Here is a 15,153-nt window from a genome sequence, read left to right as displayed (position 1 = left end):
CGCCCGGTTCTACTGACCGAGCAGGCCGGCGGCGGCGGTGTACGGGTCGCTGCGCCCGTCCGCGACGGCAGCGGCGAGTCCATCGAGGTCCGGGTGGGTGCGCAGCCGCGTCGTGGCGAGCGACAGGATTTGGGCACGAGCACGCGCGGCGCGGCGTTCCGGTGTATCGGCGCGCTGGTACGCCTCGATGGCGTCGATCAACTTGTCCACGCCTTCGCCCGTCGACGCGATCAGCTTGAGGATCGTCATACCGGTTTCGACACGAAGGTCGCGCACCGTCGCATCGGCGCCGTCCCGATCGGCCTTGTTGACGACGAGGATGTCGGCCACTTCGAGCAGACCCGCCTTCGCGGCCTGAACAGCATCTCCCGCACCGGGATTGAGAATGACGACGGTCGGGTCGGCGACCGCGGCGATCTCGACCTCCGACTGGCCGACCCCCACTGTCTCGAGCAGAATCACGTCGTAGGACAGCGCACCGAGCAGGGTGATCGCCGCCGGTACCACCGCGGCCAGGCCCCCGAGATGACCGCGCGATGCCACCGACCGGATCAACACATCCGGATCGTTGACGTGCGCGGCCATCCGGATGCGGTCGCCGAGCAGAGCTCCCCCGCTGTACGGCGAGGAAGGATCGACGGCGAGCACCGCGACACGGAAGCCCCGCGCGCGGTACCCGCCGGTGAGCACGCCGACCGTCGTCGACTTCCCGGCGCCCGGCGGCCCGGTGATCCCGACGACCCGTACCGGTGCAGCCTCGATCACTTCGAGAACCTCGTCGCGGCGATCCCCTTCGACCAACGTGAGCAAGCGGCCCGTCGCGCGCGGTGAGCCGCGACGAGCCGCTTCGACGAGTTCGACGACGTTCACGCCGCGCCCGAGTTCGGCTGAAGTGTCGGAAATCCGGGTGTCACGGCGCAGGCACCTCGATCACCACTGCCGAGCCGATTCCTCCGCCCGCGCACATCGAGGCCACACCGACGCCACCGCCACGACGACGCAGTTCGTGGACGAGTGTGGTGAGCATGCGCGCACCGGTTGCGGCGACAGGATGCCCGAGTGAGCATCCGCTGCCGTGCACGTTCACGCGATCTGCGTCGAGTTCGAGCATCTTGATCACGGCGACACACTGCGCCGCGAACGCCTCGTTGATCTCGAACAGATCGACGTCGGCGATCGACATACCGGCACGGGCCAGCGCCTTCGGGATCGCATCCACGGGCGAGAGCCCGGTGAGCGCGGGATCGATGCCGGTGGAGGCCCACGCCTTGACGGTACCGAGCGCAGGAAGACCCAGGTCGCTGCTCGCGATCGTCAGGGCGGCCGCGGCATCGTTGCCACCGCTGGCGTTGCCCGCTGTGATGCTGAATCCTTCGATCTCCGGGTGCAGCACCTTCAGCGACGACAGCTTTTCCATGCTGGTGTCGCGACGCGGGTGCTCGTCGACGGAGAACAGGCCGTGCGGGGTCTCGATCGGGACGATCTCGTCGACGAACTTGCCCTCGTCGATGGCCTTGATCGCGACCTGGTGGGAGCGCAGGGCCCAGGCGTCCATCTCTTCACGCGACACGCCGGCCTTCACTGCGGCGTTCCAGCCGACGGTGATGGACATGTCCTTGTTGGGTGCGTCCTCCCGATTCGGGTGGGTCGGCGACAGCCACGGCTCCCAGTTCTCGCCGTTGCGCATGAGTGACTGCGGGGACGTGGAGGCCGAGTTGACGCCACCGGCGATCACGAGCCGGTCCATGCCTGCCATGATGCTCGCCGCCGCGTTCTGCACTGCGGCCAGGCTCGCGGCACAGTGGCGGTTGGTGGCCATGCCCGGCACAGTGGTCAGGCCGGCTGTGATCGCAGCGTGGCGGGCGATCACGCCGCCGCCGTACAGGCCCTCACCGAGGATGACGTCGTCGATGTCGGCCGCGTCGTGGCCTTTCGCTGCCGCAGTGACGATGTGGTCGGCGAGATCGAAGGCGGTGGTGTCGCGGAGCGTACCCTTACGGGCGGTCCCGACGGGCGTCCGCAGCGCGGAAACGATGACGGCTTCAGGCATTTTGGTTCTCCAGTTCGGCGAGTAGGGTGCGGCGCAGAAGCTTTCCGGTTTCGGTCTTCGGGAGTTCGTGTCGGAAGACGATGGTGTCGGGGGTCTTCGACGAGCGCAACCGGTCCTTGACCCACTGTCGCACCTCGTCCGGGTCGGCGTCGCCGACGAGGACCGCCACGATGCGCTGTCCCCATTCGGCGTCGGACACACCGATCACGGCGGCTTCGACGATCGCGGGATGGGCCAGCAGGACGTCCTCGATCTCGGCGGGAGCGATGTTCTCGCCGCCGCGGATGATCGTGTCGTCGGAGCGGCCCTCGACATACACGTAGCCGTCGGCATCGAGGTGCCCGAGGTCGCGGGTGGAGAACCACCCTTCGGCGTCGAGCACGCTGCGTCCACCGTATTCGCCGGAGATCTGCTCACCGCGCACGAAGATCAGCCCGGTCTCGCCGGTGGCAACCGGTTCGTCGCTCTCGGTCCGGATCTCGATCTCGATGCCCGGCAGGGGCCTGCCGACCGAACCGAGCCGGTCGCGCACGGCCGGGTCGTCGGAGGAGATCGCCTCGCGATGGTCGTCCGGTCCGAGGACCGCAACCGAGGAGGCCGTTTCGGTGAGGCCGTACGCGTTGACGAATCCGGTGGTGGGGAAGGCGCGCAGCGCATGCTCGAGGACGGGTCGCGGAGTGCGGGACCCGCCGTAGGCGAGGGTCGCGAGCGTCGGGACGTTCGCGTCTTCACTTCCGAGATGGGCGACGATCCGGGCCAGCATCGTCGGCACGAGCATCGCGTGGACGACTTCCTCTCGCCGCACGGTCTCGAGCCAGGTGGCCGGTTCGAACGCGGACAGGTACACGATCCTGCGGCCGCTGTAGAGGTTGGAGATGAGGTTCGTCAGACCCGCGATGTGGTAGGGCGGCACCGACACCAGTGACGCATCGCTTTCCTCTGCGGATGCGAACTCCATCGTGTTGAGGACGTACGCGATGACATGCCGGTGACGTAGGACGGCGGGCTTGGGATCCGACGTCGTGCCGCTGGTGTAGATGATCGCGGCAATCGCGTCGCCGTCCCACTGTGGTTCGAGTTCGGCCTGATCTGCGTCGTCCGGTGCATGGTCGAGCAGCGCGTCGAGATCGTCCTGGCGCAGGATCGTCGCGCCGGGATGCCGATCGATCAGCGCCGACAGTTGCTGATCGCCGAGGCGGTAGTTGAGCGGGACGAACGGCACCCCCGCGAGTGCCGCGCCGAACAGTGCCACCGGGTAGGCGAGGTGATTCGTCCCCAGGTAGAGCACCGCGGAGCTGCCACGCACTCGGGCAGCGAGGTGTCGCGCGTGTGTGTCGAGGTCCGTGGCGGTCAACGAGCGATCGCCGACGGTCGCAACTGCGCGCTCGCCGTTGTTTGCCACCATTTCTAGAATCATGCTTAGGTTCATGAGAACATTATTCTCGCAGCACGAGAGCTTTAGTTGCAAGAAGGGAAATCGGAATGCAGATCTCAGGTATCTCAGCCATCGTCGTCGGAGGCACCGGAGGCCTCGGGCAGGCCACCGTTCGCCGCCTCCATGAGGGTGGAGCCAAGGTTGTCGTCGCAGACGTCAACGACGAAGCGGGCAAAGCTCTCGAAGACGAGCTGGGCGTGCGCTACGTCAACACCGACGCAGGTAGCGAGGAGTCGGTCCTCGCAGCCATCGCCGAAGCCGAGTCGCTCGGACCGCTGCGCGTGTCGGTGGACTGCCACGGCGGTCCCGCAGGCGGCGGCCGTCTCGTCGGCAAGGACGGCAGCCCCATGTCGCTCGAAGGCTTCACCAAGACCATCCAGTCGTACTTGACCTCGTCGTTCAACGTCATGCGACTGGCCGCGGCGGCCATCGCCAAGCAGGACCCGTTCAATGACGAGGGCTCGCGCGGCGTCATCGTGCAGACCGCGTCGATCGCCGGCTACGAAGGTCAGATCGGGCAGCTCCCCTACGCGGCAGCCAAGGGCGGCATCCTCGGTATGACGCTCGTCGCTGCGCGTGACCTGTCGCCGTTGGGAATCCGCGTCAACACGATCGCCCCCGGCACCATCCTCACCCCCGCGTACGGCAAGGCGGGCGATCAGCTCGAGGCGTACTGGGGCCCGCAGATCCCGCATCCCAAGCGCATGGGCCGCCCGGCCGAGTACGCGACACTGGTTGCGTCGATCGTCGAGAACGACTACCTCAACGGCGAGACCATCCGTCTCGACGGCGCGCTGAGGTTCCCGCCGAAGTGAGGCCCCTCGACGGAAAGGTCGCATTCGTCGCGGGCGCCAGCCGCGGGATCGGGGCCGCGATCGCCGTCGCCCTCGCTGATGCGGGGGCTGCGGTGGCCGTTGCCGCACGGACCGAACAGGAAGGCAAGATCCCGGGCACCATCGGTGCGGTCGCCGAGAAGATCAAGTCTTCCGGAGGAAAGGCGCTCCCGGTCCAGTGCAATGTCGCGGACGAGGCCTCCGTCGACGCCGCCATCACCACCACGGTCGGCGAATTCGGCGGCCTGGACATCCTCGTCGCCAACGCGGGTGTCCTGTGGATGGGTCCGATCGAATCGACACCGCTCAAGCGGTGGCAACTCTGTCTCGACGTGAACTTGACCGGCGTGTTCAACGTGACCAAGGCCGCCATCCCGCACATCCGTGCGCGGGGCGGCGGGTCGATGATCGCGGTGACCACCACCGGCGTCACCATGATCGACCGTGGATCGAACGCCTACTGGGTGTCGAAGGCCGGCGTCGAACGCCTCTACACGGGTCTCGCGTCCGACCTGTCGTCCGACAACATCGCGGTGAACTGCTTGTCGCCGTCGCGTGTCGTGCTCACCGAAGGGTGGCTTGCCGGCGGTGGCGGGCAGAAGATTCCACCCGAGGCGATCGAGCCGCCGGAAACGATGGGTGCCGCAGCCGTTCTGCTCGGACAGCAGGACGCGTCCGGTATCACAGGCACCATTCAGCGCTCGGAAACGCTGATACCGCAGCAGTAGTTCGTCGAATGAGGGCCGGTCATCCGTGGGATGATCGGCCCTCATTCGTCACCGGTCAGTCCCCGAAGCGCGCGACCAGTCGTCCCGTGACCTCGTTGCGGCGCAGGCGTTCCAGCCCCTCGCCGATCTCGTCGAAACCGATCTCGGTGTACTCGGGTTCGATCTCCCGGGCGAGCAGCAGTTCGTAGACCTCTTCGATGTCCTGCACCGTTCCACCCAAGGAGCCCACAAGTGTCCTGCCGAGCATCGTCGGAGTATTCACCGTGAATGTCGGCCTTCCCAAACCGACCTGGACAACCTTGCCGCCGCGCTTGATGGCCTCGAGCGCCCTACCGGTTGTGTCGAAGCCCGCGTAGTCGACCACGAGGTCGAACCCCTGGCCGGCCCACTCCGACGCATCGCGCACGACGTCGACCACCCCGGCCGCTCGGGCGAGACCCCACACGGATTCTTTCGTCTCCGCGACATGCACCTCGGCACCCGCGAGAACTGCTGCGCGCGTGCCGAACTGCCCGAGCCCCCCGTATCCGATGACGCCGACCTTCATCCCGGCCGTGGCTCCGCCCACCTTGATGATCGCGTGGTACGAGGTCATACCCGCATCGGTGGCGAGCGCCGCCAGCGACAGGTCGAGCCCCTTGGGTACGCGCGCAAGGTCGCGGGCGTCGGCGAGGAACTTGTCGGCCATGCCGCCGGGGGTGAACATTCCGGCCGGCGGACGGAAGCCGGACGTACAGACACCGACGATGTCACCGAGTGCCCAACCGTCGACTCCGTCGCCGAGGGCGCTGATGACCCCTGCGTTCTCGTGGCCCTGAGTCATGGGCAGGAACGGCATACTCGCCTCGCCGACCTCCATGTACATGATGTCGCTGTGACACAGCCCGGCAGCCTTGACATCGATGACGACCTCGCCGTGCCCCGGTTCCGGTTCCGGCACCTCGTTCAGTGAGATCGGCTTCCCGGTTCCTTCGAACTGCCATGCCTTCATGTTGCTTCCCTTCGTCGCAGACCGGACAGCCGCCGGCCTTGGAAATCGAACGTCGACACCGTGCTGGAACCTTGCAGAATCACCCGCTCGAGATTATGGTTCTCCACATTCGGAAGGACATTCTTGAATTGCAGAGTACGTGACGGGGGCTGTTCGGTCAGGCGTGATCTGACTTCCACGTTCCCCACCACAGACAGCAGAGAGCAGAGCCATGAGTGTTGATGACGCTGTATCCGAGGTCGGGCGCAGGCAACCCGTGTTTCAGTTCGACAGGCACGCACCCGACTATCGCGACAAGTTCCAGGACATCACCGAGGAATTACAGTCCACTTGCCCGTTCGCGTGGTCCGACACCCACGGCGGCCACTGGGTTGCTTCCGGAGGTGACCAAGTATTCGCTCTCGCCCGCTCCGCGGACATCTCGAATGATCACGATGTCAAGGGAGTTCGCCGCGGATACAAGGGGATCATGATCCCGTCTGCGGTCAGGGCGTCCGGCGTACGCGGCGGGATCCTCGAAATGGACGACCCCGAGCATCGCGAGTTCCGCGCGGTCCTCAATCCGTACTTGTCGCCCGCCGCGGTCAAGAAATGGGTTCCCGTCATCGACGAAGTGATCCGCGCTTGCTTGGACGAGAAGATCGAGACCGGGCAGATCGATTTCATCGACGACCTCGTCAACATCGTCCCTGCGGTGATCACACTCGCGATGCTGGGTATCCCGGTCGCCAAATGGGACGTGTACTGCGAACCCGTGCATGCGGCGATGTACACGCCCCCGGATTCACCCGACGTCACCCGGGTCGCGGAACTGCACCGGCGCATGGGGCTGGATCTGCTCTCCAGCCTTCACGAAATTCGAGAGAATCCCCGCCCGGGCATGGTCGACGCGATCGCCAAGGCCACCGTCGATGGCGAGCAGCCCGACGACGCAGAACTTCTCGGGGTCCTCAGCCTGCTCATCGGCGGCGGCTTCGATACGACGACAGCGCTCACCTCCCACGCACTCGAATGGTTGTCGCAGAATCCCGATCAGCGCGAAACTCTCAGCACCGAGCGCGACACGCTGCTCGATTCGGCCACCGAGGAGTTCCTACGCTTCTTCTGCCCGTCCGCGGGCGACGGCCGCACTTTCTCCGCGGACATGGAGATCGACGGCATCGAAGCGAAAGAGGGCGAGCGTGTGTGGCTTTCCTGGGCCATGGCCAACCGCGACCCCGCACTGTTCACCGACCCCAACACGGTCGACCTCGAACGCAAGGGCAACAGGCACTTCAGTTTCGGTCTGGGCGTCCACCGCTGCATAGGATCCAACCTGGCGCGAACTGTGTTCAAGCGAATGCTCGTGGCGGTGCTCGATCGGATGCCGGATTTCCACTGCGATCCGGAAGGCGCGGTGCACTACGACTCCATCGGTGTCATTCAGGGAATGCGACAGCTCCCGGCGACCTTCACTCCTGGCCCGCGCATCGGAGCCGGACTCGACGAGACTCTGGCCGCCCTTCAGCTCATGATCGACGAACAAGAACTTGCCGCTCCGGTAGCGGTGCGACAGTGAGGAATTCGATGAATCTGGACGATATGGTGATGGTCAGCATCGACGATCACGTGGTCGAGCCGGCAGATCTGTTCGAGAAGCATTTCCCGAAGAGTCTCATGGACCAGGCTCCTAAACTCACCGCTAACCCCCGCAACCCCGAAGTTCAGGCATGGCAGTTCCAGGGCAGCGTCGTCGGTAGCTCCGGCCTCAACGCCGTCGTCTCCTGGCCCAAAGAAGAATGGGGCATGGACCCCACCGGCTACGCCGAAATGCGACCCGGCGTCTACGACATGGACATGCGCGTGCGCGACATGGACGCCAACGGCACCCTCGCCGCCACACTGTTCGCCACCTTCCCCGGCTTCGCAGGCACCCACCTCGCCACCCTGCCCGACAAGAAGCTCTCCCTCGCAGCGCTGAAGGCCTTCAACGACTGGGTCGTCGGCGAAGTCCCCGACACCCACCCCGGACGCTTCATCCCCCTCGGCATCATCCCGTTCTACGACGTCGACGAATCCGTCACGGAGATCCACCGCCTCGCCGCCATGGGCTGCCGCTCCATCTCCATCCCGGAAACCCCCTACGGCGTCGGCGACGGCTACCCCGACTTCAAATCCGGATACTGGGACCCGATCTTCAAGGCCTGCGTCGAGCACAACATCGTGCTCAGCCTGCACATCGGCGGCGGCATGGGCCTGGTCAAACGACCAGAGGCGTTCAACCTCGACGACATGTTGGTCCTCACCCCGCTGATCTCGACGATCGCCGCGACCGACATGATGCTCAGCGGCGCATTCCAGAAGTTCCCCGACCTCAAGGTCGCCATGAGCGAAGGCGGCGTCGGCTGGGTCGCACCCTGGCTCGACCGCCTCGAACGCCACATCGTCAACCAGTCCTGGACCGGCGCGAGCTTCCTGCCGAAAGGTATGTCGCCCACCGACGTGTGGAAGAACAACTTCCTCGCCTGCTACATCACCGAACCGAGCGGCCTGAACAACCGCGAGCGTCTCGGTATCGACACCATCGCCTGGGAATGCGACTACCCCCATTCGGATTCGACCTGGCCTCGGTCGCCGGAGATGCTGATGGAGGAGTTCGTCGCGGCCGAGCTCACCGACGAGGAGATCGACAAGGTCACCTTCGAGAACGCCGCGCGGTTCTTCGGTTGGGATCCGTTCGAGCACACACCGCGTGAGCAGGCCACCGTCGGTGCCCTGCGTGCCCGTGCGAAGGACGTGGACGTCAGCGAGACGTCCAAGCAGGAATACCGTCGGCGTTACGAACTCGCTCACTCGTAGGCCGATACGACGGCGCGTCCGGACTCCGGGGAGTTCGGGAGCGCCGTCGTTCTGTCGGTAAGGTCAGGTCTTCAGGGTCTTGCTCACGGCGGCACACTGTTCGTCGAAGAACTCCCGCGCGACACCGCTGCGCGAGGAGACGGAATCGAAACCGTGGAAAGCCCCCGATACCGAGTGGAATTCGCACGGCACTCCGGCTTCGACGAGACGGTCGGCGTATTCGCGATCCTCACGCGCGAACAAATCGTTGTCCCCCACACCGATCCAGGCCGGTGGAAGTCCTGCCAGGTCGGTGCGGCGGCCCGGAGCCGCAATCGACGCGTCGGCATCTCCGAGAAAGCTCGCCCACCCGAAGCGGTTGCACTCCCCGTCCCACAGGCGCATGTGCTCGGGACCGGAGACGGTCCGGTCGTCGAGCATCGGATAGACCAGGAGCTGGAATACGGGCTCGGTCAGATCGCTGTCGCGTATCGCGAACGCGAGCGCCGCAGCAAGACCACCACCCGCACTGGCACCGCCGATCACGATCTTCGACGGGTCCACCTCCTCCCGGTGCACGAGCCACCGATAGGCATGGAGACAGTCCTCCACAGGGATCGGGTACGAGTACTCAGGCGACAATCGGTAATCGACCGACGCGACGACCGCACCGAGCCGGTCGGCGAAGCGCTGACACAGTGCATCGTCCTGCGCAGCCCGGCCGAACACGTAACCCCCGCCGTGGATCCACAACAGCGCGGGACGCGGCGCATCGCCGGCAGAGGTCCGCGGACGGAAGAACCTCACCGCCACGCCGGGTTCCAGGACGTGGATGTCCGGATCTGCCCCTTTGATCCGCGCGGTGAGGCTACGCAGCACCCCGAGTGTTCTCGGTGTCACTGCGCGTCGCGGTGCCACCAGCGCCGCGACGCGCAGATCAGGATGGAAGTGCGGCAACGACCTCACGCGGCTCAGCATGGTCCCTGCCCCCTGTCCGTGTCGCTCTCTCCGTCAGCTCTTGCCTGCGGTGAGGCGTGCGATGTTCGCCCGGAAATCGTCGCTCTGGAAGGTCATTTCCTCCGCGCTCAGAGCGTAGTCGATCGCGGCGAGAACCGTGCGTTCGAGTTGGATGTTGATCAGGCGCTTGGTCGCCTCGATCGCCTTCTGCGGCTGATCCAGGATGTTCTTGGCCGCTGAGAGTGCCTCGCTCAGCGGATCTTCGACCACATGATTGGCAAGACCCAGTTCGAGTGCACGTTGCGCGGAGATCCGCTGTCCCGTGAACGCGAACTCCTTCGCCTGCAACAGGCTGATCTGCAGCGGCCAGGTGAGCGCACCACCGTCGGCTGCAACCAGGCCGACCTGCACGTGCGGGTCGGCGAGGTAGGCCTTCTCACCCATGTAGACCATGTCGCTCAGTGCCACGATGCTGCAGCCGAGTCCGACCGCCGGACCGTTCACTGCCGCAATCACCGGAATTCGGCACCGCGTCATTCCGAGTACGAGCTCGCGGCCGTCGGCGATCGACTTCGAGCGAAGGTCCGGGTCCTCCGCAAGTTGTGCGAGATAGCCGAAGTCACCACCGGCCGAGAACGCTCGTCCGGCACCCGTGATCACAGCAACGCGGGCGCTACGGTCTGCGCTCAACTGCGTCCACAGCCGCGCAAGGCCTTCGTGCAGAGGATCGTTGACAGCGTTGAGATCCGCGGAGCGGTTGAGGGTGATGATCCGCATCGGACCGTCGGCCTGGACGTCGATTTCGTCGGGCATGTCGTACATGTCAGACCCCCAATCCGAGGATTCGCGAAGCGATGATGTTCTTCTGGATTTGTGACGTACCGCCCATGACCGACTGTGCGCGGCTGTACATGTACGAGCCGAGCAACTCGGTGTCGCGGGTGCCTGCCACAGCAAGTGCGGCGTGCCCTACCGACTGATCCACCCAGGTCATGAGCAGCTTGTCGAGCGAGCCCTCGGACCCGTGATTGACTCCGTCGAGCTGCTCGGAGAGCCGGCGGCGCACGTGCAGGCGCAGCATCTCGGACTGCACCGCCGCCCATGCCAGGTCCTCGGGTGGCCGTCCTTCGGTGCGGGCAGCGAGCTGACGAACGAGTTTGCCGTAGCGCGCGGCGAATCCGAGCGTCGACGGCTCCCGTTCGTGCCCGACCACCGTCATCGCGATACGCCAGCCGTCGCCGGGGTTGCCGACCATCTGATCCGCGGGCACTCGTGCCCCGTCGAACAGAACCTGCCCGAACTCCTTCGTGACACCACTGATCATCTTGAGCGGACGCTGCTCGATACCGTCCTGCTTCATCGGAACGATGAATGCCGAAATACCGCGATGCCGCGACGCATCCGGATCGGTGCGCGCAAGAAGCAAGCACCAATCCGCAACATCGGAATAGCTCGTCCAGATCTTGTGACCGTGTATGACGTATTCGTCGCCGTCGCGGGTCGCGGTGGTGGTCAGCGATGCAAGGTCCGAGCCCGCACCGGGTTCGCTGAAGCCCTGGCACCACCGCTGAGTGCCGTTGATCATCCCCGGCAGGAACCGCTGCTGCAGTTCTTTGCTGCCGTGATGTCCGAGCCCCACCACGAGGTAGCCGAGGCTGGGCCGCGGCGGGGCACCGGCGATCGCGAGTTCCTCGTCGAGGATCACATCGAAGACCGGCGGGAGTTCCTGTCCGCCGTATTCCTTCGGCCACGACAGACCGAAGAATCCCGCCCCGTATAGGGCTTGATGCCATTCGCCCTGCTTTGCCCAGTACTCGTCGCCCGAGGTGGGGAATGTGCCTGCTATCTCTGCGAGCCAGGTGCGCAGCCGCGTACGGAACGCGGCTTCTTCCGGCGAGTCACGAAAGTCCAAGGTCGATCTCCTCCAGGCTCACGGGGAACAGTTCGGTGGACGTCAGCGCCCGCCGAAGATAGACGTGTTCGATGCATTCCCAGGTGTTTCCGATGCCGCCGTGCACCTGGATGGCCGTTTCGCACACCGTGCGTGCGGCACGGGCGCAGTAGATCTTCGCGATCCTCGCGGCGCGCACCGCTTCGGCTGGTGTCAGTTCGTCGACTGCCCACGCGGCGTGACGCAGCACGCTGATGGATCCTTCGATGAGCGCTTCGCTTTCGGCGAGCAGGTGTGCGACGGCCTGGTACGAGCCGATGGTGCTGCCGTACTGCTCGCGGATCTTGGCGTAATCGACTGCGGCTGCCTGGGCGCCGCGCGAGGTTCCCACGAGGTCGGCGCACGTGACGACCAACGCCAGCGCGTAGCCGCGCTCGATCTGTTCGGGCGACAGTTCGCCGATCTGCTCGTACGGTTGGATCAACGTAGCGAATGCGCGGGTGAAGTCGGCTCCCTCTGCGGGGTCGCCGATCTCGGCCGCGAGAACACTGTTGTCTCGCACCACAAGTGCGTGGGTGAGGCCCGACGCATCGAAAGCGTCGTCGCCGATGGCGATGGCCCAGGTCTGCTGGTCGTCGGCTAGGTGCCGTCGCAGATCGTCGGCGAGAACCGGACCGAGGAACGGGACATCCACGAGTCCTCGGCCGAACTCTTCGGCAACGATCGCAACCTCGACGCCGGAGGCGCCGTCGGAACGAAGTTCGCGCCAGCCTGCCGCGGCCACCGTCTTCTCCAGCCGCGCGACACGTGTCGCGTCGTCGAGGTCCTGAACCGAACCCGGCCCCAGATCGTCGGCGAGTTTTGCGGCTGCGTCGCGCAATTGCTGCTGTTCATTGGTCAGACGTACGTCCATGGCGCTCCTCGAGTATTCGGCGCAACACCTTGCCGGAGGGCAGGCGCGGGATTTCGGGCACGAAGACCACTCGGCTCGGACGCTTGTACGAGGCGAGGGTGTTCCCGACGAGATCGATGATCTCGCCGGCTTCGATCGGTGCGGTCGTAGTGACCGCAGCGACGACGGCTTCACCGGTGGCAGCGTCGTCGACTCCGAACACCGCGCAGTCGGCGATGTCGGGGTGGGTGAACAGGACGGCTTCGATCTCGGCGGGCGCCACCTGGAAACCCTTGACCTTGATCATGTCCTTGGACCTGTCGGTGATGCGCACCCAGCCGTCGGCATCGACACTGCCGACATCGCCGGTGCGGTACCAGCCGTCGGCGAATGCGTCGGCGGTCGTGTCGCCGGGTAGGTATCCGGCCATCATGGACGCCGACCGCACCTGGATCTCGCCCGTATCGCCCGGCGCGAGCGTCTCGCCCGTCCCGAGCGACACAACGCGCATCTCGACGCCGGGCACCACGCGACCCACGCTGTCCAGGCGCGCACCCTCGATCGGGCTGCAGGCGATCACCGGGATCTCGCTCGCCCCGTACGCCGGGACCCACGGCACTCCGGTCCGGCGGGTGACGGTCTCGGCGACGCTCGGCGTGACGGGTGTGGCGCCCCACATGATGTAGCGCAGCGACGTCAGGTCGAAGGATTCGAGATCCGGGTGCGACGCGATACCCAGCGCAATCGGCGCCACTGCCATCTCGACGGTGATGCGATCGCTTTCGATGTGGCGCAGCATCGCGTCGAGGTCGAATCGACGATGCAACCGCATCCAGGTGCCTGCATCGAGTGCGGTGACGATGTTGAGCAAGCCGAGGATATGCGACGGGGGCGTGACGATCTGGATGCGATCGCTCGCGGTGAGTTTCAGGGCATCGCGCCAGTGCCCGACCGCGGCGGCGAACGATGCGTGAGTGTGACGGACCGCTTTCGGAAGTCCGGTGGTGCCCGAACTGAACACGAGCAGGGCGTCGGCATCCGACTCGGCCGGCGTGGGCGGACGGAATCCCTCTTCGATCTGATCGTCGAGGCAGAGCATGGGCATCAGGTCGGCGAGTACCGAACTGTCGCCGACCGCGTGGGTGGCCTCGCTGACATCGAGCGCGTGCGTGACTTCGGCACGTTTCCACGCCGGACTGATCAGGACGACGACTGCGCCGAGCTGCCAGATCGCCAGCGCTGCGATGACGAACTCGGGCCGGTTCGACGACATGAGTGCCACACGGTCGCCGGGGCCGACACCTCGACGCTCGAGGGACGCAGCCATACCGGCAGCCAGCGCATCGAGTTGCGTGCGGCTGTATTCCTGCTGGTCGAAGGCCAGCACGGTGGGGTCGGCCATGTCCTCGTTCCTTACGATCCCGTCTCATCCTGGGAACAAACTCCGTCGGGAGCTTTCGCTCTCATTGACGAGAATAGTACTCTCCTAGTAGCAGAATATCGATACCAGGAGGAGACGGTCCATGGCGAGACCACCTTTGTTCCAGCGCGCGACCGTTACCCGGATCGTGAAGGAGACCGACGACGCCCGTACCTACGTGCTCGCCCCCGTGGATGGGCCGTTCACCTATCAGGCAGGTCAGTTCTGCACCTTCAAGGTCGATGTCGACGGCACAGAGCTCTACCGGTCGTACTCGATGTCGAGTGCCCCCGAGACCGACACCGAGATGATGACCACCATCAAGAGGGTTCCCGGCGGCAAGGTCTCCAACTGGCTGCACGACAACGTGGCCGAGGGCGATCAAGTGGAGATCACCCGACCCGCAGGCACCTTCCTGCTGCGCGAAGGGGCAGGGCCGGTCATCGGATTCGCCGGCGGCAGCGGCATCACCCCCCTGCTGTCCATCGCGAAGAGCGCGCTTGCCACCACCGACAGGGACGTCCGCCTGCTCATCGCAGACCGCGACCGAAACGCTGCGATCTTCGACGCCCTTACCGACCAGCTCGTCGAGCAGTACGGCGGACGCCTCACCGTCGTTCGTCACTTCGACGACGACTCGGGTCTGCTCACCCCCGCGGGTGCGCTGGACTTCATCGGCGGCGACACCGCGTCCGACGTATACCTGTGCGGCCCCGAAGCGTTCATGGACATGATCGAGTCCGCCCTCCCCGGCCCCGGCACGGTGTACAGCGAACGTTTCGGCGCCGCCGCAGAACCCGTGAAGGCTGCCGAAGCGGAGCCTGAAGCCCCGGCCGCGCCGATCGAGGGCACCGTGTCGATCCGGCTGGGCAGCCAGCGCGTGTCCGTACCACTGCAGGCGGGCGAAACACTTCTCGAAAGCGCGCGGCGAGCAGGTCTGGCACCTCCGTTCTCGTGCGAGGCCGGTAATTGCGCGACTTGCATCGCGAAGATCACCGACGGCAGTGCCACCATGCGCGTCAACGACGCACTCAGCGACGACGAGATCGCCGACGGCTACACCCTGACCTGCCAGGCTGTACCGGACTGCTCCATCAAGGTGCGATACGAGTAGGACGTGCAACACCGCGATGGCCTCC

At 65.6% G+C, this 15,153-nt stretch carries 14 protein-coding genes; 5 read left to right on the top strand and 9 right to left on the bottom strand.

The window, feature by feature from the left end:
• Positions 1 to 9 precede the first annotated feature (9 nt).
• From MWU77_RS14850 to MWU77_RS14840, 3 genes are read right to left on the bottom strand one after another with little or no spacing between them, the layout of a single operon-like run.
• Complete coding sequence (locus MWU77_RS14850; RefSeq protein WP_247274091.1) at positions 10 to 870, bottom strand: GTP-binding protein; 861 nt, start codon at positions 868 to 870, stop codon at positions 10 to 12.
• 40 nt (positions 871 to 910) lie between these two features.
• Positions 911 to 2,050, bottom strand: a complete 1,140-nt coding sequence (locus tag MWU77_RS14845; protein ID WP_247274090.1) for a thiolase family protein — start codon at positions 2,048 to 2,050, stop codon at positions 911 to 913.
• Entirely contained in the window at positions 2,043 to 3,479 is a 1,437-nt protein-coding gene (locus tag MWU77_RS14840) for a class I adenylate-forming enzyme family protein (RefSeq protein ID WP_247274089.1), read from the bottom strand. Before MWU77_RS14840 ends, MWU77_RS14845 begins: the two co-directional genes overlap by 8 nt.
• Before the next feature lie 53 nt (positions 3,480 to 3,532).
• Here MWU77_RS14840 and MWU77_RS14835 point away from each other — a divergent pair, with 53 nt between their 5' ends.
• Both MWU77_RS14835 and MWU77_RS14830 read left to right on the top strand, forming a co-directional pair.
• Positions 3,533 to 4,300 carry an SDR family oxidoreductase gene (locus MWU77_RS14835; RefSeq protein ID WP_247274088.1) on the top strand — a complete coding sequence of 256 codons (768 nt, stop codon included), beginning with the start codon at positions 3,533 to 3,535 and terminating at the stop codon, positions 4,298 to 4,300.
• Positions 4,297 to 5,046 (top strand): SDR family NAD(P)-dependent oxidoreductase, encoded by a 750-nt coding sequence (locus MWU77_RS14830; protein WP_247274087.1) that lies wholly within the window; start codon positions 4,297 to 4,299, stop codon positions 5,044 to 5,046. The genes MWU77_RS14835 and MWU77_RS14830 overlap by 4 nt, the downstream gene beginning before the upstream one ends.
• A gap of 55 nt (positions 5,047 to 5,101) precedes the next feature.
• Here the strand turns inward: MWU77_RS14830 and MWU77_RS14825 are convergent, their stop codons facing one another.
• On the bottom strand, positions 5,102 to 6,037 hold the full coding sequence (locus MWU77_RS14825) for a zinc-binding dehydrogenase (protein WP_247274086.1): 936 nt from the start codon (positions 6,035 to 6,037) through the stop codon (positions 5,102 to 5,104).
• A 211-nt stretch (positions 6,038 to 6,248) separates the two neighbouring features.
• Between MWU77_RS14825 and MWU77_RS14820 the strand changes: the two genes are divergently transcribed.
• The gene (locus MWU77_RS14820) at positions 6,249 to 7,595 is read left to right on the top strand and encodes a cytochrome P450 (RefSeq protein ID WP_169690963.1); all 1,347 of its coding nucleotides are present in this window, start codon (positions 6,249 to 6,251) and stop codon (positions 7,593 to 7,595) included.
• 8 nt (positions 7,596 to 7,603) lie between these two features.
• On the top strand, positions 7,604 to 8,875 hold the full coding sequence (locus MWU77_RS14815) for an amidohydrolase family protein (RefSeq protein ID WP_247274085.1): 1,272 nt from the start codon (positions 7,604 to 7,606) through the stop codon (positions 8,873 to 8,875).
• Between the two features lie 63 nt (positions 8,876 to 8,938).
• Here MWU77_RS14815 and MWU77_RS14810 read toward each other — a convergent pair whose 3' ends face one another.
• Genes MWU77_RS14810 through MWU77_RS14790 form a run of 5 tightly spaced genes read right to left on the bottom strand, consistent with a single transcriptional unit; the run spans position 8,939 to position 13,996 of the window.
• A complete protein-coding gene (locus MWU77_RS14810; protein WP_247274084.1) occupies positions 8,939 to 9,832 on the bottom strand; it encodes an alpha/beta hydrolase in 894 nt (297 codons plus the stop codon).
• A 33-nt stretch (positions 9,833 to 9,865) separates the two neighbouring features.
• Positions 9,866 to 10,633, bottom strand: a complete 768-nt coding sequence (locus tag MWU77_RS14805) for an enoyl-CoA hydratase/isomerase family protein (protein WP_247274083.1) — start codon at positions 10,631 to 10,633, stop codon at positions 9,866 to 9,868.
• 1 nt (position 10,634) lies between these two features.
• The gene (locus MWU77_RS14800) at positions 10,635 to 11,723 is read right to left on the bottom strand and encodes an acyl-CoA dehydrogenase family protein (RefSeq protein ID WP_169690959.1); all 1,089 of its coding nucleotides are present in this window, start codon (positions 11,721 to 11,723) and stop codon (positions 10,635 to 10,637) included.
• On the bottom strand, positions 11,710 to 12,615 hold the full coding sequence (locus MWU77_RS14795) for an acyl-CoA dehydrogenase family protein (protein WP_169690958.1): 906 nt from the start codon (positions 12,613 to 12,615) through the stop codon (positions 11,710 to 11,712). The genes MWU77_RS14800 and MWU77_RS14795 overlap by 14 nt, the downstream gene beginning before the upstream one ends.
• The gene (locus MWU77_RS14790) at positions 12,593 to 13,996 is read right to left on the bottom strand and encodes a class I adenylate-forming enzyme family protein (protein ID WP_169690957.1); all 1,404 of its coding nucleotides are present in this window, start codon (positions 13,994 to 13,996) and stop codon (positions 12,593 to 12,595) included. Before MWU77_RS14790 ends, MWU77_RS14795 begins: the two co-directional genes overlap by 23 nt.
• Positions 13,997 to 14,117: 121 nt before the next feature.
• Between MWU77_RS14790 and MWU77_RS14785 the strand changes: the two genes are divergently transcribed.
• Entirely contained in the window at positions 14,118 to 15,128 is a 1,011-nt protein-coding gene (locus MWU77_RS14785) for a ferredoxin--NADP reductase (RefSeq protein ID WP_169690956.1), read from the top strand.
• The last annotated feature ends 25 nt before the right edge of the window (positions 15,129 to 15,153 follow it).

The organism is Rhodococcus sp. F64268, from assembly GCF_023015605.1.
Taxonomy (GTDB): Bacteria; Actinomycetota; Actinomycetes; order Mycobacteriales; family Mycobacteriaceae; genus Rhodococcus.
The sequence above is the reverse complement of the archived record's forward strand: the minus strand, read 5'-3'. Positions and strand labels throughout refer to the sequence as shown.